This is a genomic window from Vibrio sp. 070316B, from assembly GCF_013114115.1.
Lineage (GTDB): Bacteria > Pseudomonadota > Gammaproteobacteria > Enterobacterales > Vibrionaceae > Vibrio > Vibrio chagasii_B.
This window is the reverse complement of record NZ_VTYC01000003.1, coordinates 22,831-44,155: the sequence shown is the minus strand read 5'-3', so window position 1 is coordinate 44,155 and position 21,325 is coordinate 22,831. Positions and strand designations below refer to the sequence as shown.

Annotated in this window: 15 protein-coding genes; 11 read left to right on the top strand and 4 right to left on the bottom strand. The window is 43.8% G+C overall.

Annotated features, from left to right (window positions below; translation table 11 throughout):
* Nucleotides 1-43: 43 nt before the first annotated feature.
* On the top strand, nucleotides 44-931 hold the full coding sequence (locus F0251_RS04150; RefSeq protein WP_105057723.1) for a carboxylate/amino acid/amine transporter: 888 nt from the start codon (nucleotides 44-46) through the stop codon (nucleotides 929-931).
* 108 nt (nucleotides 932-1,039) lie between these two features.
* Here F0251_RS04150 and F0251_RS04145 read toward each other — a convergent pair whose 3' ends face one another.
* The 3 genes from F0251_RS04145 to F0251_RS04135 form a co-directional block, all read right to left on the bottom strand.
* Nucleotides 1,040-1,606, bottom strand: a complete 567-nt coding sequence (locus F0251_RS04145; RefSeq protein WP_171730390.1) for a hypothetical protein — start codon at nucleotides 1,604-1,606, stop codon at nucleotides 1,040-1,042.
* Nucleotides 1,607-1,747: 141 nt separating this feature from the next.
* Nucleotides 1,748-2,527, bottom strand: a complete 780-nt coding sequence (locus tag F0251_RS04140; protein ID WP_171730389.1) for a class I SAM-dependent methyltransferase — start codon at nucleotides 2,525-2,527, stop codon at nucleotides 1,748-1,750.
* A 139-nt stretch (nucleotides 2,528-2,666) separates the two neighbouring features.
* On the bottom strand, nucleotides 2,667-5,789 hold the full coding sequence (locus F0251_RS04135) for a bifunctional diguanylate cyclase/phosphodiesterase (RefSeq protein ID WP_171730492.1): 3,123 nt from the start codon (nucleotides 5,787-5,789) through the stop codon (nucleotides 2,667-2,669).
* A 125-nt stretch (nucleotides 5,790-5,914) separates the two neighbouring features.
* Here F0251_RS04135 and asnC point away from each other — a divergent pair, with 125 nt between their 5' ends.
* A complete protein-coding gene (gene asnC / locus F0251_RS04130) occupies nucleotides 5,915-6,379 on the top strand; it encodes a transcriptional regulator AsnC (protein WP_008218581.1) in 465 nt (154 codons plus the stop codon).
* 68 nt (nucleotides 6,380-6,447) lie between these two features.
* Here asnC and prlC read toward each other — a convergent pair whose 3' ends face one another.
* On the bottom strand, nucleotides 6,448-8,490 hold the full coding sequence (gene prlC, locus F0251_RS04125) for an oligopeptidase A (RefSeq protein WP_171730388.1): 2,043 nt from the start codon (nucleotides 8,488-8,490) through the stop codon (nucleotides 6,448-6,450).
* Nucleotides 8,491-8,768: 278 nt separating this feature from the next.
* Here prlC and F0251_RS04120 point away from each other — a divergent pair, with 278 nt between their 5' ends.
* The 9 genes from F0251_RS04120 to F0251_RS04080 all read left to right on the top strand — a co-directional run bounded on the left by F0251_RS04120 (nucleotide 8,769) and on the right by F0251_RS04080 (nucleotide 20,877).
* The gene (locus F0251_RS04120) at nucleotides 8,769-9,608 is read left to right on the top strand and encodes a 23S rRNA (adenine(2030)-N(6))-methyltransferase RlmJ (protein ID WP_116869858.1); all 840 of its coding nucleotides are present in this window, start codon (nucleotides 8,769-8,771) and stop codon (nucleotides 9,606-9,608) included.
* A gap of 187 nt (nucleotides 9,609-9,795) precedes the next feature.
* Nucleotides 9,796-11,154 (top strand): glutathione-disulfide reductase, encoded by a 1,359-nt coding sequence (gene gorA / locus F0251_RS04115; RefSeq protein ID WP_171730387.1) that lies wholly within the window; start codon nucleotides 9,796-9,798, stop codon nucleotides 11,152-11,154.
* A gap of 97 nt (nucleotides 11,155-11,251) precedes the next feature.
* Nucleotides 11,252-12,577: a site-specific integrase gene (locus tag F0251_RS04110; protein ID WP_171730386.1), complete on the top strand. Its 1,326-nt coding sequence runs from the start codon at nucleotides 11,252-11,254 to the stop codon at nucleotides 12,575-12,577.
* Complete coding sequence (locus F0251_RS04105) at nucleotides 12,570-14,315, top strand: hypothetical protein (RefSeq protein WP_171730385.1); 1,746 nt, start codon at nucleotides 12,570-12,572, stop codon at nucleotides 14,313-14,315. The genes F0251_RS04110 and F0251_RS04105 overlap by 8 nt, the downstream gene beginning before the upstream one ends.
* Nucleotides 14,315-16,363 carry a hypothetical protein gene (locus F0251_RS04100; RefSeq protein WP_171730384.1) on the top strand — a complete coding sequence of 683 codons (2,049 nt, stop codon included), beginning with the start codon at nucleotides 14,315-14,317 and terminating at the stop codon, nucleotides 16,361-16,363. Before F0251_RS04105 ends, F0251_RS04100 begins: the two co-directional genes overlap by 1 nt.
* On the top strand, nucleotides 16,363-16,821 hold the full coding sequence (locus F0251_RS04095; RefSeq protein WP_171730383.1) for a hypothetical protein: 459 nt from the start codon (nucleotides 16,363-16,365) through the stop codon (nucleotides 16,819-16,821). The genes F0251_RS04100 and F0251_RS04095 overlap by 1 nt, the downstream gene beginning before the upstream one ends.
* A 579-nt stretch (nucleotides 16,822-17,400) precedes the next feature.
* Entirely contained in the window at nucleotides 17,401-17,877 is a 477-nt protein-coding gene (locus tag F0251_RS04090) for a hypothetical protein (RefSeq protein ID WP_253821613.1), read from the top strand.
* A 197-nt stretch (nucleotides 17,878-18,074) separates the two neighbouring features.
* The gene (locus F0251_RS04085) at nucleotides 18,075-20,183 is read left to right on the top strand and encodes a DEAD/DEAH box helicase (protein WP_171730382.1); all 2,109 of its coding nucleotides are present in this window, start codon (nucleotides 18,075-18,077) and stop codon (nucleotides 20,181-20,183) included.
* A complete protein-coding gene (locus F0251_RS04080) occupies nucleotides 20,176-20,877 on the top strand; it encodes a DUF2290 domain-containing protein (RefSeq protein WP_171730381.1) in 702 nt (233 codons plus the stop codon). The genes F0251_RS04085 and F0251_RS04080 overlap by 8 nt, the downstream gene beginning before the upstream one ends.
* Nucleotides 20,878-21,325 lie beyond the last annotated feature (448 nt).

The following is a 21,325-nucleotide window of genomic DNA, read 5'->3' as shown; positions in this document are numbered from 1 at the left end:
GTTAGGTAACATACAGCTCATATCTTATTAACGAAGTTTTACTATGAGCTATTTAGCTGGTGTTACCCTCCTATGGGCCTTCTCTTTTAGCCTGATCGGCGTCTACCTTGCTGGTCAGGTTGATTCTTGGTTCTCTGTTCTGATGCGTGTTGCTCTGGCAGGTATCGTGTTTCTTCCTTTCCTGAAATTCCGTGGCATCCCTGGGAAATTGATCGGCAAATTGATGGCAATTGGTGGTATTCAGCTTGGCCTGATGTACTGCTTCTATTACCAATCTTTCTTGCTGCTATCCGTACCGGAAGTTTTGCTATTTACTGTCTTTACCCCAATTTATGTCACACTGATTTATGACTTTCTCAAAGGGCAGTTCTCACCTTGGTACTTAGTCACGGCTGCGATTGCGGTATTAGGCGCGGTATTCATTAAGTTCGCCGGCATCAACGACAACTTTTTAGTTGGCTTCCTAGTCGTACAGGGCGCGAACCTATGCTTTGCGATTGGTCAGGTGGGCTATAAAGTTGTGATGGAGAAGGAATCGACAGAACTTCCTCAACATACCGTATTTGGCTATTTCTACCTCGGCGCTCTATGTGTGGCTTCGGTTGCTTTCTTACTACTAGGCAACCCTGAAAAACTACCGACCACTTCACTTCAATGGGGAATCCTGATCTACCTTGGCTTAATCGCTTCTGGATTGGGCTACTTTATGTGGAACAAAGGCGCATGCATGGTAAATGCAGGTGCACTTGCCGTAATGAATAACGTGTTGGTACCTGCAGGTCTAGTCGTAAACATCCTGATCTGGAACCGAGACGTTGATTTGGTGCGACTTTCGATTGGCGGCGGGGTTATCTTGCTTTCTCTCATCGTAAATGAGACGTGGGTGAAAAAGCGTGTCGCGAGATCGGCGAGCAACGCCCAACAGATTTAAATGCGCCAGCGCGGCCAAGTTCTCTTAGGAGACAAAAAGCAAAAGAGCGACCTAAGGTCGCTCTTTTTAGATCTGGCTAACGCGTTGAATAATGTTCAACAGCTGTTGTTAGTGGATGTGATTCACAACCACAGCCTGGTTTTCCGTGAAGGCTACATCATCAAGTCGTAGGTTGATGCGTTCCAATTCACTTTCCAGCTTCTGGCTTTTCTTAAACAGCTTTTGCTGCTTCTTAATCATCTTCGCCAGCTTCTTATTGTATTTCTCTTGTTTCTTAGCCGCTTTCTTCGCTCGCTTCAGTTCTGATTTCTCAGCACCACTCGCGTTAGCAATGCGTTTTTTCAGTTTGGCTTTTTTCGGTGACGCTTGTTTGTCTGCGTCTCCAAGAGCAGCGGCTGGGTCAAACAGTTGTACTGATGAATCTGGGACCTCTGCCAAGGTGACTTCAGGCTTTGGTAGCGTTTCGGCTAACAGACCACAAGCCGCCTTTTCTTCAATCGGCTTATTCTGGCAGCCAAGCGGTGGGATTGCAGATGGTTTGCATAGGTTCGCTTCGTCCGCCGATGAACGCGCACAAGAGCGACACACAAACTTAGGTTCAGTAACCAAGCTGTGGATCTCGCCTAGGTGTTCGGTAATATCTCGACGGTTTAACTTACAAAAGCGTTTAGCCATGCTACAACTCCAGCTAAGAATAATAATGATTCTTAGTTAGATATACATCCGTAACGCGACTATCGCAAGTGTTAAATAGCAATTTATCGTATTTATGACGGGAAATTTTCTTAGCGTGTGTCTAAGTTATTGATGCTTCAATTAAGTCATTGATGCTTTCACATACACGTCAAAACGGTTCTTTTTGGTTTCGATCGCCATACTCGGTTTTTGCTCATCTAACCAAGCCGCACAATCAGGTCTTTTGACCACAACTCGCTTTGATGCGAGCTTCATTGCAGGTGCCAATAGAGCATCAGCATCTAAGTCTGCACCGACCAAAGATTGGAATACGCGCATCTCTTTTTTGACTAGAGCCGATTTCTTTTTGTTCTCTGGATGTGGGTACATTGGATCTAGATACACCACATCCGGTTGCTCAAAGTTAGGATCGTCACTGAGTTTATCCAGCGCATCGTGGCTTGAAGCGTGAATCAATTTCATACGTTCGCTAACCCAGCCACCGATATCAGGGTCTTGCTGCGCACGCTGTAATCCATCATCAAGCAGCGCTGCAACAACAGGATGACGCTCGACCATCTGCACCTTACAACCTAGAGAAGCCAGTACAAATGCATCGCGCCCTAAGCCAGCCGTGCCATCAAGAATGGTTGGCGTAGCCCCTTTATTTAAACCTGCCGCCTTGGCAATAGCTTGACCTTTACCGCCACCAAACTTACGTCGATGACCAACCGCGCCGCCAACTAAATCAACGAAGATAGCGCCTAACTTGGGCTCGTCTACTTTGCGCAGCTCAAGTCGCTCGCTAGTCAGCACCAAAGCAAATTCGCTGTTTTCAGCGTGAGATAAATTCCAACGAGTCGCTAAGTCATTCAGATGATCGATTTGGGTAGCATCTTCGCAAATCAGTTGTAGTTGCAAGGTCGTCTCCAACAGACAGTAGTATTCAAAACAAAAGAGGCAACCAGTTTACCTGATTGCCTCAACAATACATATTAGCGGTGCAAACTATTAGCACCGAAAGTCACGAGATTAAAACAAGGCTGTACACAAGGCCTAGTTAGTTTGCGTTTTCTAACGCTCGTTCTTGCTGAAGTTCATCAACCAGCTCAGCAAGCGGCTTAGGTCGACCAATGATATAACCCTGTGCGTAGTTCACACCGAGTTCAATCAACTTGTCGATGATCTGGGTGTTTTCAACGAACTCGGCCACTGTGTGCTTACCCATCTGCTTGGCTAGATCATTGATAGAACGAACCATCACATGGTCCATCTCATTGACATCAATATCACGCACGAACAGGCCATCGATCTTAACGATGTCGACTGGCAACTTCTTCAAGTAACCAAACGACGATAAACCAGATCCGAAGTCATCCAGCGCGATCATGCAGCCGAGGTCTTTGATTCGAGTGAAGAACTTGATCGCCTGTTTCATGTTACTCATCGCCGCTGTTTCGGTGATCTCTAAGCAGATCTTATGACACGGAATCGACGAGTTACTCAAGCTTTCAATCAAGAACTCAACAAACTCTCGGTTACCCATCGAGTGACCAGAAAGGTTGATAGAGCACATCCCTAGCTCATCAATCAGATGTGGACGTTGTTCCAACCAGCTCAGTGTCTGGCCGATCACTTGGCGATCAATCAAATGCGCAATGTTGTAGCGCTCAGAAGCTGGCATGAAGATCCCTGGAGAGATGTATTCCCCATCGACGTTCTTAATGCGGACCAAGATCTCGAAGTGCATTTTGTCGCTGTCTTCGTCTAAACCTAAAATACGCTGCGCAAACAACTCCAAGCGATCATTAGCTAAAGCTTCATGTACTAAATTGACGCACTCCATCTCTAGGTGACGACGACGCAAGTCTTCATCATCTTGATGGTAAAGGTGATAACGGTTACGCCCTTCCTCTTTGGCTGCATGACATGCCGCGTCTGCCTGAGCATGCACCATTTGTGGTGAAGCCGCGGTATGGTCAATCAATCGAATACCGATAGAGCAGGTCAAGTTTAGTCGGATGTCATCCCACAAGAATGGATTGTCGCCCATCATAGAGATGATACTGCGACACACATTCACCGCATCTCGCTCAGTACAGTCTTTGATGAGTACAGCAAACTCGTCACCACCCATACGCGCCAATACCGCATTGTATGGCAGTACCTCTTCCAATAACTGCGCGCTAAACAAGATCGCAGCATCGCCCGCTTCATGCCCTGCGGTATCGTTCAGAACTTTCAGTTGGTCTAGGTCTAAAAACAGCATTGCGTGGGTACGCATGTGGCTCTCAACCTCTTTGAGTGCCTTCTGTAGCTCTTGCTCAAAGTGGTTGCGGTTAAAGGTATCAGTCAGCAAGTCATAGCGCGCCTGATACTCCAATTTCTCAGAAAGCTCATGTGTCTCGGTGATGTCTTCACCCACAATCAGCAACTGATCAGACTCCACCAGCGGACGAATATTTTCTCGAATCCAGATCGTACTGCCATCAGCATGACGATATTCAATATCACGACGCCATACCCCGCGGATCTTATGCTGTGGCTGCAACAAGATATGACGTGGAATCATCGCGTTCTCATCGACATAGAACTCTCTAGGGCGATGACCTAAAAGTTCATCCAGTGGGTAACCAAGCAGCTCTTCGGCAAACTGGTTCACTTGTTGGATGCGGTTATTGCCATCCAAGGTAATCATCATCACCGGTTGTTTGTCGTAATAGAGTTTTAGGTTCGCTTCACGTTGGAACAGCTTGTTCTCAGCCAACTTACGTGAAGTCACATCGCGCGCTTCAAACAAGAACTGAATATCACCTTCTTCGCTGCCCGGCATCGGCTTCAGTGAGATATCCAGCACCATCGCACCGCGATCTCGACACCAAACCTCAGCTTCAAAGCGTAAAGATGGGTGATCATCTCGCTCAACAAAATACTCTTTCAACACCTCACTGGCAGAATCTTCCCAGTGCTGATGTTCTTGCAAAGGTGTTCCTAACTTGTAACCCTGATTGTAGAGCAGTTCATGCAGCTTGCTGTTACTCGACAGCAATACACCGTCTTTGTCGATAATGCCCATAAACTGAAGGCTCTGGTCGAATATCGACTCCAACAGTCGTTGGCTTTGGCGGCTTGCACGTTCGCTTTTCTTAAGACGATTGAGGTAATACACCAAGGTGGCGATCACGCACGACATACCAAGGAACATTAAACCTATGGTGCGAATTTCATCGCGGTAGCGCGTCAGGAAAGACTTAGGCTTGTTGAGGAATGTCACTGCAGCTTCATTCTCAGCGCCGAGATCCCAACGCGATATTTGTTGATAGTCGAGCTTAATCTCCGGTGCACCAGCAACTACAGGAGGTAACGGATCATTAGGATTCGCCAACACCTGCAACAAAACGCGCCCCGTGTTACGTCCTTGAGTTTCACCGCTTTGAATCACCCCGCCAATGGCCCCAAAACCTAGGCCTAAGTCATGCACCATATACAGCGGCATTTGCGTTTTAATGTTCAGTTGTCGCCAATCTTCATCACTACTCACTTCACCTTTCGCATCTCGGTAATACGCCCAAAACAGCAAGCTTTTCCCTAGGTCTGCACGCTGCGAAAAAGTCGTCAGTTCTTGGTATGAGTCTGGAACATAATGTTCAATCAAATCTGCAAATTGAGGGTTAGTTTCAATAAACAGATCGATTTGCGCACGAATGGCCTCACCAGTCACCGAATGATCGGTCACCATGTAGACTTTTTTCACGGTCGTCTGGAGGCGCTTGATCAGTTCGATGTTACCAACCAGATCGATGTCTTCAGTGATACCGGTTGCGTTCAAACCTTCGATCATTTTAGGAGAGAAGTTGTTGATGCCACCAAAGATGACCGGGGTTCCATCGAGATCTGACGCTAAACGCTTCATCAGGTTTAGGGCGTTGTTATCACTCACCACAACCGCTGCAAACTCTTCGTGCATTAATTTGGTGTGGTAAAGCTGGTACACGCGCTCTAGGTATTCAGGATTTTGAGAGCGTTTGCTGTCGAGGTAAACGACGCGGTAAGACAACCCGTCGCGATCGAGTTCTTCGGATAACCCTTTATGGAAATCATCCGTCCAGAAAAATCCTTGATGGTAGGAGTGGATAACCAATACATCTTTTGTCTGCGCCGAAGCGAATACGCTCCAACACATCGCAATAAATAACACCCAAAATCGCACTGAATTCACCCTAACACCATTGTTGCTGCTAATATTATCACCCTTGGCTATGATATGTACTCTAGCCGATATATTTTCATTAAATCTAAGGGTTACGCATGTCCACAACCACCGCTCGTCTCGATGACCTAGACCGTGCCATTCTGAAAACCTTGATGGAAGATGCTCGTACGCCTTACGCCGAGATGGCCAAGCAGTTTGACGTAAGCCCTGCGACTATTCACGTCCGTATCGAGAAAATGAGATCGGCCGACATTATTGAGCGTACCGAGGTGGTGGTAAACACGAAAAAGCTAGGTTACGACGTATGTTGCTTTATTGGTATCAACCTGAATGCAGCCAAAGATTACCACTCGGCAATCGCCAAACTGAATGCTCTAGATGAAGTAGTTGAAGCCTACTACACCACTGGTGCCTACAATATTTTCGTTAAGTTGATGTGTAAGTCGATTGAAGAGCTGCAGTTCGTCCTGATCGATAAGTTGCAGGCAATTGATGAAGTGCAATCAACCGAGACGCTAATCTCACTGCAAAACCCAATCAATCGTAATGTGAACCCATAGTCGCTTGATAAACAGATACAAAAAGAGCCTCTCTAGAAGGCTCTTTTTACATTCTAACCAGCACAATATTACGCGCTGATACCTGCATGGCGCAGCATCGCATTGATTTGAGGCTCACGACCACGGAAGCGTTTGAATAGCTCCATTGGCTCTTCACTGCCACCCATTTCTAGGATGTTATTCAGGAAGCGGTTACCCGTTTCAGTGTTGAAGATACCCTCTTCTTCAAATGCTGAGAACGCATCTGCTGATAGCACTTCAGCCCAAAGGTAGCTGTAGTAACCCGCGCTATAACCACCAGCGAAGATGTGGCTAAAGCTGTGTGAGAAACGGTTCCAATCAAGGCTTGGCAGTACTGCCACTTTAGACTTCACATCAGCCAGTGTTTCAAGTACGCGCGCACCCACTTCTGGGTCGTAAGTAGTGTGTAGCGTAAAGTCGAACAGGCCGAATTCTAGCTGACGCAAAATAAACATCGCAGATTGGAAGTTCTTCGCCGCTAGCATCTTCTCTAGCATCTCTTTAGGTAGCGCTTCACCGGTCTCGAAATGACCAGAGATGAACGCCAATGCCTCTTCTTCCCAACACCAGTTTTCTAGGAACTGACTTGGCAACTCAACCGCATCCCAAGGCACACCATTGATACCTGCAACCGCGCCAGCTTCTACTTGAGTCAGCATGTGGTGGATACCATGGCCGAACTCATGGAACAGAGTCACAACTTCATCGTGGGTAAACAATGCTGGCTTGTCGCCAACTGGTTTATTGAAGTTACACGTTAGGTAAGCGACTGGCGTTTGTAGTTCACCTGCAGCGGTAATACGGCGACCGCGGCAGTCATCCATCCATGCACCACCACGCTTGTGTTCACGAGCGTACAAATCTAGGTAGAAGCTACCACGCAGTGTGCCATTAGCATCAAAGATATCAAAGAAGCGTACCGACTCATGCCATGTGTCGACGCCTTCACGCTCTTTCACTGTCATACCGAATACACGATTCAGTACTTCAAACAGGCCCGATACCGCTTTCGATTCAGGGAAGTAAGGGCGTAGCTCTTCATCTGAAATTTGGAATAGGTGCTGCTTCTGTTTTTCGCTGTAGTAAGGGATGTCCCAAAGTTCTAGCTCAGACACACCAAACTCTTTTTCAGCGAACTGGCGCAGCTCTTCCACTTCACGCTCACCTTGAGGTTTCGCTTTCACCGCTAAATCATTTAAGAAGCCTAGAACCTGATCTGGCGTCTCTGCCATTTTGGTTGCCAGAGATTTCTCGCTGTAAGTGCCAAAGCCAAGCATACGTGCGATCTCGTGACGCAACTTAAGCTGTTCGGTAATGATCTCTGTGTTGTCCCACTTACCTGCGTTTGGGCCGCGGTCTGAAGCGCGAGTAACGTAAGCTTCGTACAGCTCTTTACGCAGCTCTTGGTTATCACAGTAGGTCATTACTGGTAGGTACGATGGGATATCTAAAGTCAGCAGGTAACCTTCTTGCTCTTTAGCCTCTGCCGCCGCTTTTGCCGCCGCCAGTGCTGATTCAGGCATGCCTGCCAATTCAGCAACATCAGTGACCTGCTTGCTCCAACCCATGGTTGCATCAAGTACGTTGTTTGAAAATTGAGAACCCAGCTCAGACTGACGTTTGCTGATCTCGCCATAGCGGTGTTGCTCGTCAGCGGGTAAGCCAATGCCCGACAGTTCGAAATCACGCAGTGCATCAGTAATAGTTTTTTGTTGAGCTCGATTTAACCCAGAGAACGCCTCGCTCGCCTTGATCGCTTTGTACGCTTCAAACAGACCTTTGTGTTGACCAACCCACGTGCCGTACTCAGACAACAGAGGTAAACAGCTTTCATACGCTTCACGCAGCTCGTCACTGTTCACAACCGAGTTCATGTGACTTACTGGTGACCAAACACGGCCTAAACGATCATCCACTTCTTCAATTGGAGCAACTAGGTTGTCCCAGCTTGGCGAAGCATTACCTTCAAGTACTTGTTCTATCTTGTTGCGACACGCTTCAATCACTTGCTCAACCGCTGGCTTAACATGCTCAGGTTTGATTTGTGAAAACGGAGGTAAGTCCGTGAAGGTTAATAGCGGATTAGACATATAAACATTCCTTTGGCGTTAGAGACTTTCGTCTTTTTTGTAATGAGGTCGTCTTACAGTCATCAGGCTAAGCAGCGCCCTAAAAAATCACCTGCGAATAGTTATTAAATAGTGCCCATAAAGGCAAATTTCAATAGTAGAACCAATAACTAACTGCAGATAGCTGACGACTGTCCCCGAATTGTTCGAGAATTTATGGTCCATTGAGGGTTATAATAATCAGATTAACCCACCTACACTAACCACACTCTAAAACGAGAGTGTTACGAGAGTTTAATTTGTTAAGTTATCGCCACAGCTTCCACGCAGGCAATCATGCCGACGTAGTAAAGCATATCGTACAGAGCCTTATTCTTAATTCTTTGAAACAGAAGGATAAGCCTTTTGTTTACCATGACACTCACTCTGGTGTAGGTCGTTACGACTTAACGCATGAATGGTCTGAAAAAACCGGTGAATACAAACAAGGTATCGCTCGCGTCTGGGAACAGCAAAATCTTCCTGAAGACATTCAAAGCTACCTTGAGTCTATCTCAACGCTAAACAACAGTGACAAGCTGCGCTACTACCCAGGTTCGCCACGTGTTGCACGTGCCCACCTGCGTGACCAGGACCGCATGGTACTGACCGAGCTTCACCCAGCAGACCACCCACTGCTTGAGCAAGAGTTCCACCGTGATCGTCAGGTATCGATCTACAAAGAAGATGGCTTTAAGCGTCTAAAGGCAAGCCTGCCGCCAAAAGAGCGCCGCGGCTTAGTACTGATCGATCCACCGTACGAACTTGCAAAAGAGTACCGTGATGTAGTGACAGCCATTGCTCAAAGCCATAAGCGCTGGGCAACCGGTATCTACGCAATTTGGTACCCGGTAGTGAACCGTTGTGACATCGAAGACATGATCGAAGGCTTAGAAAGCTTGGGCATCAACAAAATTCTACAGATCGAGCTTGGCGTATCACCAGACACCAACGAGCGTGGCATGACAGCATCAGGCATGATTGTTATCAACCCTCCTTGGAAGCTAGAAAGCCAAATGAACGAGATTCTTCCATTCTTGAAGGAAGCAATTGCACCAGCAACCGGTCACTACAAAGTAGAGTGGATCGTACCTGAGTAATCTCGACGCCACATCGAAGCTCAAAGAGCAGTCAAAAGACTGTGATGTGGACGAATAAATTTAGAACAGGGAGATTGAGTTCAACCAATCTGCCCTCAATATAATAATTAGACAATTTTAGAATCTATAGGACGTAGGGATCCAGTGTGCTCACTGTGACTACAACCCTCAATAAATGGAGAAAGTAATGGCGACTCATTTTGATTACATCTGTATCGGTGGCGGTTCAGGCGGCATCGCATCAGCAAACCGCGCGGCAATGCACGGTGCAAAAGTTGCACTTATCGAAGCTCAAGACCTTGGTGGTACTTGTGTAAACGTTGGTTGTGTTCCTAAAAAGGTAATGTGGCACGGCGCTCAAGTAGCTGAAGCGATCAACCTATACTCTGAAGACTACGGCTTTGATGTTGAAGTGAAGAAGTTCAACTGGAGCAAACTGATTGAGAACCGCCAAGCGTACATTGGTCGTATCCACCAATCTTACGATCGCGTACTTGGTAACAATAAAGTAAACGTAATCAAAGGTTTTGCTAAGTTCGTTGACGAAAAGACGGTTGAAGTTAACGGCGAACACTACACAGCAGATCACATCCTGATCGCGGTAGGTGGTCGTCCAACGATTCCAAACATCCCAGGTGCAGAATACGGCATCGATTCAAATGGCTTCTTCGACCTGATGGAGCAACCAAAAAGCGTTGCTGTTATCGGCGCGGGTTACATCGCAGTTGAGATCGCTGGCGTTCTAAGCGCACTTGGCACAGAAACACACCTATTCTGCCGTAAAGAATCTCCACTACGTAGCTTCGATCCAATGATCATCGAAACGCTAGTAGAAGTAATGGAAGCAGAAGGTCCAACACTTCACACGCACTCTGTGCCTAAAGAAGTTGTGAAAGAAGCGGATGGCACGCTGACTCTGCACCTAGAGAATGGCAACACTCAAAATGTTGACCACCTAATCTGGGCTATCGGCCGTCACCCAGCGACCGATGCTATCAACCTAGCATCAACTGGCGTGGAGACAAACGACCGTGGCTACATCAAGGTAGACGAATTCCAAGCGACTAACGTTCCTGGCATCTACTGTGTTGGTGACATCATGGAAGGCGGTATCGAGCTAACTCCTGTAGCGGTTAAAGCAGGTCGTCAGCTTTCTGAGCGCCTATTCAACGGTCAAACTAACGCGAAAATGGACTACAACCTAGTTCCTACTGTTGTATTCAGCCACCCACCTATCGGTACTATTGGTCTAACGACTCAAGAAGCTGAAGAGAAGTACGGCAAAGACAACATCAAGGTTTACACATCTGGCTTCACTGCGATGTACACAGCAGTAACCAAGCACCGTCAACCTTGTAAGATGAAGCTAGTATGTGCTGGCGAAGAAGAGACAGTAGTCGGCCTACACGGCATCGGCTTCACGGTTGATGAGATGATTCAAGGCTTCGGCGTTGCAATGAAGATGGGCGCAACCAAAGCAGACTTCGACTCTGTTGTGGCAATTCACCCAACGGGCAGCGAAGAGTTCGTTACCATGAGGGGTTAGTGTAGGAAAAGCATCTTACACACGTAAATAAATCTGGAAAATAATCAACCACTGTCCATACTGTATACATGGACAGTGATATTTTTCAGGATGATTTATGACATACCTTGTACACTCCAGCGATGTTTTCAAAGAGACTGAGCTACAAAAACTAGATAATGGTACATTCCATTGCCTCCCTTCCAATGACAATATCGGTTCGCTGCCAACCCTCTTTTCGCAAGATGGTGTATTCAATCACGAAGCCAACAGCTACCTGTTTTATCTCAAGGCCGTAAAGAAGGCAGAAGACTTATCCCCCTGCGCGCAGGCTTTGCGTGCCTACTATCAATTTCTTGATGATAAGGGGTTGAGTTGGGATAAATTCCCGCCAGTCAAACGGCTCAAACCAACTTACCTATACCGCTCTCACCTGCTGAAGCAAATAAAACAAGGCATGCTTGCACACAGCACTGCCAGTGTTCGTATGAACCAAATCGTCAATTACTATAAGTGGCTAATGCATGATGGTTATCTATGTGTAAAAAATGAGAAAGAAGCCCCATTCAAAATGGAATTTGTCTCAGTTAAGAACAGTGGAATGCTTGCCCACATATCCTCAACGTTCATTGTTGAGACCAGTGATTTACGCATAAAAGTGCCGAGGGATGCAGATAGTAAAAACATCAGGCCACTATCCCCATTAAGCCGTGATGCTCTTGGTATTTTAACCCAGCACCTTCCACAAACGTCTGAAGAGTTGCGCTTACAAGCCTTGCTTGCGATTGATACAGGTATGCGGGTTGAAGAAGTAGCAACCCTAACACTAGATGCGTTAGATACTGCAATTCCACTTGCTGAGAGCCAACATCGCTTTGAAATTTTGTTATGCCCCCGCTCTACAGGCGTACAAACCAAGTTCCTAAAAACTCGGACTGTCGAGATTTCATCGGACTTGCTCCAATCATTGAGTGAATATCGAATTTCAGAACGCCGCCTGAAGCGTGTTACTAGGCTCAACGAGAAAATAGAACAATTAGACAGCAATGCTCCCACCTTCACCCAGAAGACCGTTGAAAAACTGGAGCGCTGTGACCGCCATGAACCAATTTTTGTTAGTCAGCAAGGCAACCCTGCTACGGGGAAATCAATTGAAGCTCGATGGATTGAGTTCAGGGCAGAAATAAAACAGGCAGAGCCATCATTTACCCATCGTTTCCATGATTTACGCGCCACCTATAGCACCTATCGCCTCAGTGATTTGCTAGAGGCTGGATTGCCCGTTGTTGACTGTATGGAGCTTCTGATGGGCTGGATGGGGCATAAAGATGAAAGTACGACTTGGAAGTATTTACGCTTTCTAAAACGAAAAGAGGCGTTCAAAGTGAAGTTTGGCACCCTCGATTCCATTATGCACGATGTGCTAGGAGGTCAGGATGACTGAGCTAACCTATTTATCAGGATGGAGGCGTGACCTCTGTATCAAGCTTGATGCCAGAGATAATCTTTCAGCAGACTTTAACCGTTTCTTATTCAATAACTTACCATCAAGCAAAGAGTTACAGCAAAGCAACCAATTCAAGTTTGCAGATCGTGAAGGGTTCGTTGTTCAGTTAAAAGACAGTTTTAGTGAAAAAATAGATGAAGGAGTTAGTCACGACTCACTATATGGCATTTATTTTGAAGCCTCTCAATACCTACGGTGGTGCGATAAAAAAAACGAGCCAGCATTTACCCAAAGCTCATTAGAGGGGTATATGGAACACTTACAAACCATAGTAATGCGAGGCGAACTCAAAAGTAGCACGTATAAGAATAGACGAGCTAATATGGTCACCCTATTTTCTCGATATCTTGATCTACCACACTATTACTTTAATAACGTGGTTATCATGGATAGTAGCGATAGAGAATCTTATGAATCCTACACTCAAAGCGATTTAAAACAACTACTTCCATTTCTAAGACGTCTTTTCAATCAAACCTATTCACAATTTATCAAAAATCCTGAAACGCATATTCAAGCCTATAAAAATACCCCGACCATGATCTTTGAATGGCAAGGTAGAGAATATAAACTTTGCGGCGGCATAACGAAGATGATGTGTGCAGCCACCTACCTACTCGCTTATTACACTTACGCTAACACCACTGATTTACTTAGGTTAAAGCAACCTAATAACGCATCAATATCAACAGGGGAAACATGGTATACCATGCCCGCTTTTAAACGTCGTGCATTTAAAACCATTCAAGTTGAGATAGGTGAGCACGAGTTAGATATACCCAAATATGCTATGACATTTTTCGACAAACTACTCAATGCATCAAGAATAATTAGCACAAATGAAGAAGCGACTCTTCTTCAAACTATTGCATCTCGAAAGGTGCAAAAGTTACAGACTTCAAAGCTTCAGTCTTTTTTGAAAAAGTGGGTAGAAAAACATTTTTCCTTCACAGATCAAATGGGAAGACGCTTACGCCCTAACATAAGCCGCTTTCGTGAAACAGGCTCTCAACTAACCTCATATCATCAAGGTGAAATGGTGAATAACCTCATGCTTAACAACACACCCAACACCCGTAAGCGTCACTATAGCGAGGGAAATAAGCTGGCAAATAACGGCATGATGCAAGATACGATGTCAATTCGGGAGGAGCAGGTCAAGAGCAGGGTCAGTACCCAGCAGGCTCAGAAAAACCTCAGTATTGAGGTACTGGTTATCGAGGAAGAAAACAAGATTAACCTTCCCAATTTAAGCCGAACTTCTAATGGCGGTAGCTGCGCTTCCCCATTTGGTAAAAAGTCCCAAAAGTACACCAAGAAAGCCCAAACACAGGGACTTGCGAAGGAGGGAGAACGATTAGCCTGTGCAGACCTACTTGGGTGTTTTGGTTGCCCAGACCAAGTGATTGTTCAGTCGGTATCAGATATCTGGTGCCTGCTCTCATTCAAAGCCTGTATTGAAGAATCACTATTCCTTCACTTGGATGCCAGCCATTACAAAAAAAACTTTGGAAAAATTGTAAAGTTTATCGAGCAAAAAATACTACCAAGCATAAATCAACAGATATTTAGAAAGGCAGTAGCCAAGCTTGATGATGATGGCTTGCACCCCGCATGGAGCGACAACGAATCAGTTTTAAGCTTAATTCCAAAATCACCAGTCGAGGTAGGATAATGGATACATCTAAACTCTATATGCCCGATTTCCCACATCAGCATAAAGTCACGGATGTTGATATAGTCACGCTCTACCATGAGAAAAGATATGAAGAGCTAGATGCCATCGTCATCTGCAAGGATAAAGACGGAAACGTTACCGCCACCTTTGGGCAAAACAGTTGGGATTGCTTACCTTTCTCTCGAAAGAAAGAGAACAACAATCTAAACACAGAAGAATTCAAACGTGCTCCTAAGTTACAACGAGAACTTAAGCTGCTGAGTTTTGGTTGGTTATTTAATAAAAGTCCTAAACAGAAAAAAGCAATAAAGTTCTCAAGTGTTCGCACTCGATTAAGTAATATAAAGGTAGTTTATAGTTTCTTGATGGAGAGTAACTATAGCTCATTGAAAGATCTTGGATCGCCTGTTGTATGGACTAAGTTTGAACACTTCTTGCAAAATCGTAACTATGCCCAAGGAACCATCGAGTCTACTTTTGTGGCAATAAATACCGCCATAAATGATGAGTCATGGCACAAACTTGAGCTTGGTCTTAATCCAATAAAGTCAAATATTGAAGCAAGACGGATAAGTTCAAATGAAGCACAACAAACTCTTGTTATACCTGAACGTTTATGTGATGCCATTTATGGAAAAGCTATAGAACTGGTCAATGATGCTCACCCACATAGACAATTGATTTTAGATATTGAGAAGTCTCTACAGCATAACTATGACGAGGGGGTGCGCAATCTTGAAGAAAAAATAAAGCAAGGGAACCGTTATTCCTTCATGGGTGAGGATGGTAGCTTCGATAAGCGAAAATACATTTCCGCAGCTCAAGAGTTACAACCATGCAAAGTTAAAGAGCTTGTAGAACCATTAGCCGCTAAAGTACCAAGCATTAGACTAAACAATGGAACAGACTTTAAACGCTACTGGGGTCAACTAACTAATGCTTGCTATATCGTATGTGGTGGCTTTAGCGGTATGCGAGATTCCGAAATCGATAAATTAACGCCTAGAAGCTATTACAAGGATACCTTTGAAGGACGTGATTTCCACATGCTGCAATCTCACACTTTTAAGTTAGGCCATAAGCGAGAAACATGGGTTACAGCTTCATCCTCCAAAACTGCAATAGAGTTAATGACCACATTAACTGAAGAATGGCGCAAAGAAATCACTTACCCAGATAAAAAATACAAAGACTCCATTTGGGTAAATAAAACATACCGCTCCAAGCCCCCCACATTAATTACAGGCTGGAATCACCGACTACAGCGTTTTTGTAAGCAGTTCAATTTCATTGTAACTGAAGAGGATTTTGCAGAATGCCTTGAGTCAAACCCTCGCTCATTCAACCGTGTAAAAAAAGACGTAACTGTTGGAAATCCATGGCACATAACGGCTCATCAGTTTAGGCGTACTTTGGCCTTTTATTGCATTAAGAACCGCCTAGGGACATTAGTAGCGCTCAAACAACAATTCAAGCACTTATACCTCGCGATGACCGAGTGGTATACCAATGGTGGGAGGCTGGCGAGCCTACGGGATCTGAAAGTTGACGAGCAAGTGCAAAAGGCACTCGATGAAATTAATGCAGAAACCACCACAAATAAAATCTTTAAACAATGGCACTCAGATGAAAAACTATCAGGTTCACATGGCAAAGCTATTTTAAAGATGCGAGGTGATACGCCACACATCTATAGTTCTTGGGACATAATTTATAAAGCCGTCAAAGATGGAAAACTGACCCTTCATGGCACGGCCCATAGCTATTGCAAATCAGGCTATGATTGCGATATGGATGGAGTAGTTACCCCTCAATTCTGCGTAGATTGTAGCTCCGGAAGCAGCATCATTGATGAGCAACAAGCAAAGTGGTGGCAAAAAAAGCACAGTAGCTTAGTTGCTTACATGGCATTAGGTAACGATATTTCCGTCAGCGAACGTAGCCACTACATCACTCAAATTCGAGCGGCAGAGAATGTAATGTCTGATTTTGATATGGAATTTTCGCCTTTTGAAGCGGAGCTAAGAATCACGGGGAGCTTGTAATGGGGAAAAGTGAAAGTACTCTAACCACCTTAGAAACAGCGTTACAGCGAATAATTCAAGGTAAACCCAACCGAATACCTACCTCTCGTAAACTCAGTGTCAGGGCTGTGGAGGAGGAGGCTAGCCTAGGAAATGGCAGTGGTTACTACTACCCTGAGTTTGTTGAAAAGGTAAAGCAATGTAAAGCAGAAATAGCTAAAGCCAAAGGCGACTATGTGCAGCCAGAGATTCAGATCGTGCGCATTAAGCTCAAGGAACAAAAACGTATCAAGCAAAATTTCAAAGCAAAGTTTGAATCTGAAAAGGAAAAGCTGGCTTTATTTGCCGCGGCTCAACACCACCTCAATGACAAGCTAGTTCAGGCACTAGCTCGTATTAATGAGTTAGAATATGAAAATAAAGAGCTACGAGAGAAACTTGCCAAGTTAAAAAGAAACAAGATTGCACAAATCAGGTAACACCACCTAGCCCACGAAACCTTCATCTAAGTGGGCTACCACTTTCCCCAAAAAACTCATTTTGACTAAAAGTCAGTTGTCAAAATTATTAAGCTATAAACTTATCTAACTCTCTATACAGATGAACTTATAGTTCAACTATTAAGTCACAAATAACACACCAAACACTAAGCGATTGAATATTAACAAAAAAACCAACAAAAAAAGAAGGATAAATGAGATTTCTTGGATAGTAGTTTCTTTTACTTTCGGATTTTACTGGATCTTACTTTCGGAATTGGCTGGATCTTACTTTCGAGCTGACTAACTACTCATCCGCACCAGATAACACAGGAAATATGATTTAAAGACAGAGAAAAAAGAGAGAGTCACACCTAAAAATAAGTTCTATATCTAAGTCAGATTCACAGCAATAGCTAAATATCAGTAACCACCGATACTGGTTGAATCATAGCAAAATCAGGCGTACAAACATGTCTAAGAACGCCATAACTACGAATCTCAACATGGCTGATGGTACATTGGCTACTCATGATTTATTCTATTAAAATAACCAAGACAACCTAACCAGAGTTTAGATTGAATAAGAACAAAGAAAGTGCCCTTCATGGACATCAAATAACTCCTGAAATTTTTGTTCACAATGCATGGGATATGGACTTTAGAATCTCTACCGCTGATTCTGCAACAATCCACCCAGACTTCATAAAAATTGCCACCTTAATTGCCGAAAAAAAAGATATCAGTGTTCACTATTTAGACTTTTCTGAATACGACGATGCTGCGACTGCATTATGTGCAAAAGAAAATTTAGGTTTTCTGGAAGCTATCGAAAATGGAAGCAAAAAATCGTTGTTATGGTTTGTAAACTGCGATTCACTTGCTCCTTTAAATATTGATGTGACTTATTCGCTACGTACCGTATTGACGACACGGCAAGGAAGTAACACACAATCAGTATTCATCGCAAATAAAGCGTCACTACTAAAGATGTTCGCTAATCCCAAAGCACCTTTTTATCAAAGTCATTTTAGGCTAACTGAATATAGTAGTTAACATTATCAAAGATTTGCCCATACAAGCTTCAAAAAAGAGTAAGAGAGTGGCACGATAAACTAAACCCAGACCACCACTTAGGTGGAGAGTTTAAAGGGCTAACAATTAGATGTTCACAAAGGTTCGTGGGAAATACTTGGCAGGCTCAAACAGCATGTTATCACATCAAAACTATTTAAAAATCAGGCTTTAAAATTATGCATATAGTCCCTAAAAGTTTTGACATAGAGTCAAACTCAGAAATAAAACATATTGTTGACTGTTTACATCAAAATGAGCAAACGCTTGGTATAGAAAACGCTCATCTGTTTTTAGAATTCCCACTATACAAAGATGACAACAGCGATGTAGTTATTACGCAAGCCCTATTAATCAGCCCAAGCCACGGGGTGATCATCATCTATTCATCAGGCATGACTCGTTACACACCGAGCACATTCAAGCAAGAAGAGAGTAAACTAGATAAAGTAGCTGGGCATATCACATCAAAGCTATTTAAAAACGACAAACTACGTTCGGGGCTGGGGCAACTGGCCATTCCTATTGATGCCATTTTTTTAGCTCGCCATGTATCCGGTGATGAACTTGTATCTGTTGAGTGCTCATATAATCTGATCGAAACTACACCAGCTTTCATCTCACATATCGAATCACGTAGAACAGATTCAATTAATGCGATTTTAATTGAAGAAACTATCTCATCATTGCAAGGGGCCAAAGGTCTGTTAAAACCTGCAGCAAGAAACGCAGCTGCTTATGATGAAAACTCAAAAGTGTCTAAAGTGCACCAAATTGAGTCAAGAATCCTTCAATTTGACCATCACCAACAAGATGGGTACATCCCTGCAGTAAATGGCCCACATAGAATCCGTGGACTAGCGGGGTCTGGTAAAACTGTTATTTTAGCAATGAAGGTTGTTCAAACACTCTTACGCGAGCGCAGTACCGACGTCTCAATTCTTTATACATTTAGTACGAAAACCCTTTACCAACATGTTGGAAGGCTGATTCATCGTTTTTTCCGTGAATTTCACGACGACAATAGCTACTTAGATTGTGTAAAAGTAATGCATGCATGGGGAGGAAGAACCAACCCCGGTGTCTACTACAACGCATGCCTCTATCATAATGTCACGCCACTTACACTTACTAGTGCTCAGCAAAGAACTTTCGGAACAGGTCTAAGCCCTTTTGAATACGCTTGTAAAGAGTTGCTAGAGTCGACGGAAATCCAACCAGCCTACGATTATGTTTTTGTCGATGAAGCTCAAGATTATGGGCCATATTATCTGCAGCTTTGTACGAAACTAGCAAAAAACAACCGCGTGACTTTCGGTTCTGATGTATTTCAAAATATCTTTCAACCCAAAGTAATAACCGGCCCTGAAATACTGGGGAAAGGGGTAGACTTCGTTCAAGACGATATTTTGGAAATCTGCTACCGAACTCCTCGAGCAATTCTAGTATCAGCGCATGCAATCGGCTTAGGTGTCTATGGTCAACAAGTCCAAATCATCGATTCTGTGGACTCATGGAAAGACTTTGGTTACGAAGTACATAGCCGAGATTCTGGCAAATTCGAACTGAATGAATCTGTAGTAGTGCATCGTAGCGAAGAGAATTCACCAATTCTATCTGAAGAGCCTGTAAGCGACCTTGTCCAACATCAGAGCGGATTCAATGACCACGAAGAAGAAGTTAATTATGTGGCCAATCGTATTCTGTATGACATCCAATCTGAAGGCTTATTACCAGAAGATATCCTTGTCATTTGTATGGATGATAGAGGTTGCAATACCTATTTCACACAATTGGACATAATACTCAATGAGCGTGGTATTGCTACTAATAATACACACGCCAACAAATACTCAATAAATGACTTCCACGTTAAAGGTAGAGTCACATTTAGTACGATTCATAAAGCTAAAGGTAATGAAGCGTACTCAGTCTACTTAATTGGATGTGATGCTGTATGCCATAACTTGAATGTAAGGAATCGAAACTTACTATTTACCGCAATGACGCGCACTAAAGGATGGTTGCATCTCACTGGGTATAAAAATGTTGCAGATAAACTTTTTTCTGAACTGGACACTGCATTGAGTCACTGTCCAAATATCAGATTCAACTACCCTTCTGAAGAAGGACTGCAGCGTATACAGAGAGATTTAAACAAGAAATCAGCTACTGAAGAAAAGCGTATCAAGGAAATGGAAGACTTTGCAAAGAAAGTAGGTGGGACAGAAGAGCTAGAACGGATATTAGCCGAAATGCGTGCTAGAGAGGAAAAGGGTAATGGCTAATAATGGCGCGTATACAAGTTCAGTAAAAAGAGCGAAAGAATTGTTTCAAAAGGCTGGCTTACTCATACATTCCGATAATCCATATCTACCTAGTGGGTATGTGAGTCAAGTTCGAGGTCTTAGCTACCCAGAAGAATGGAAGATACATAACGATAAGTTCTGGTACCACATCAAACTCTCTGATGAGAGTTTGATTTTGTTTAAACCTGATAGCTTTAAGTACTTTATGTCTCCTTTCGAATCGTTGATGACAATCGAGCAATTCGAAGACCAACTGAAACAAGAATTGATCACTGCTCAATATACTCCTGAAGATATAGAAGAATACCTAGTAGATGTAGATACTATGCATCAACAGTATGTTGAAACTGAGTTAGCTAAAGGTGCGTATACCCCTATTCGAGTAGACATCCATCCAGATCAGTACCACAAGACTCATCACCCCGTGACTCACCTTCATATAGGACACGATAATCAGTCTCGAATTCCCATAAAAAAAATAATGACTCCACAAGCGTTTGCGAGCTTTATTGTGGCCACATTTTACCCCGAGGAGTGGAAAAAGATTAGAGAGGACAAACTGCTGGATGGTGCTGAATACGCTTCTACCAACCAAACTCTTGAGTCCGTTACGAAAAACCACAACTCAAAGTGGTGTAGTGAAGAAGAAGAGAAACGCTTTTATCTAGTATAAAATTGCACCTATGAATCTAAGCAGCACGCTACACTTTCAAGTTCGCAAATTATTGAGTCTAAACTAGCGTAGGTAGCCTAAGGTTAATTTGGTGAAACTCACATTGAGTTAATAACTGCAAGACGGATTTTCTGGAAACTGATAACATCAAAGCTCAAATTGGGGAAAAATAGTGAAAGTTTACTGTTTTTCTGGAAAAGGCATATAAGCCTTATCACACAAACCTTTCCAGATTTCTTGCTGAATCCATCTGTGTAGGTAGATTGCAACTATGCGTTAACTCTTTGTAAGTCAAAGAAATATTACAAAAAAGCCGACATCTGTCGGCTTTTTTTGTTTTTTACCGTATGGTTCGAATATTTGTTAACCGAACAGTATTTTACCCACTTAACTTGGAATAAAGATCACAATACAATCGCGCGCTATAAAAACACACACATAACAACAA

Bases quoted from the DNA above. Each gene is read 5' to 3' on its own strand.
- F0251_RS04150 (WP_105057723.1), top strand. From the start codon at position 44: ATGAGCTATTTAGCTGGTGTTACCCTCCTATGGGCCTTCTCTTTTAGC.
- F0251_RS04145 (WP_171730390.1), bottom strand. From the start codon at position 1,606: ATGGCTAAACGCTTTTGTAAGTTAAACCGTCGAGATATTACCGAACAC.
- F0251_RS04135 (WP_171730492.1), bottom strand. From the start codon at position 5,789: ATGTGTTGGAGCGTATTCGCTTCGGCGCAGACAAAAGATGTATTGGTT.
- asnC (WP_008218581.1), top strand. From the start codon at position 5,915: ATGTCCACAACCACCGCTCGTCTCGATGACCTAGACCGTGCCATTCTG.
- prlC (WP_171730388.1), bottom strand. From the start codon at position 8,490: ATGTCTAATCCGCTATTAACCTTCACGGACTTACCTCCGTTTTCACAA.
- gorA (WP_171730387.1), top strand. From the start codon at position 9,796: ATGGCGACTCATTTTGATTACATCTGTATCGGTGGCGGTTCAGGCGGC.
- F0251_RS04110 (WP_171730386.1), top strand. From the start codon at position 11,252: ATGACATACCTTGTACACTCCAGCGATGTTTTCAAAGAGACTGAGCTA.
- F0251_RS04105 (WP_171730385.1), top strand. From the start codon at position 12,570: ATGACTGAGCTAACCTATTTATCAGGATGGAGGCGTGACCTCTGTATC.
- F0251_RS04100 (WP_171730384.1), top strand. From the start codon at position 14,315: ATGGATACATCTAAACTCTATATGCCCGATTTCCCACATCAGCATAAA.
- F0251_RS04095 (WP_171730383.1), top strand. From the start codon at position 16,363: ATGGGGAAAAGTGAAAGTACTCTAACCACCTTAGAAACAGCGTTACAG.
- F0251_RS04085 (WP_171730382.1), top strand. From the start codon at position 18,075: ATGCATATAGTCCCTAAAAGTTTTGACATAGAGTCAAACTCAGAAATA.
- F0251_RS04080 (WP_171730381.1), top strand. From the start codon at position 20,176: ATGGCTAATAATGGCGCGTATACAAGTTCAGTAAAAAGAGCGAAAGAA.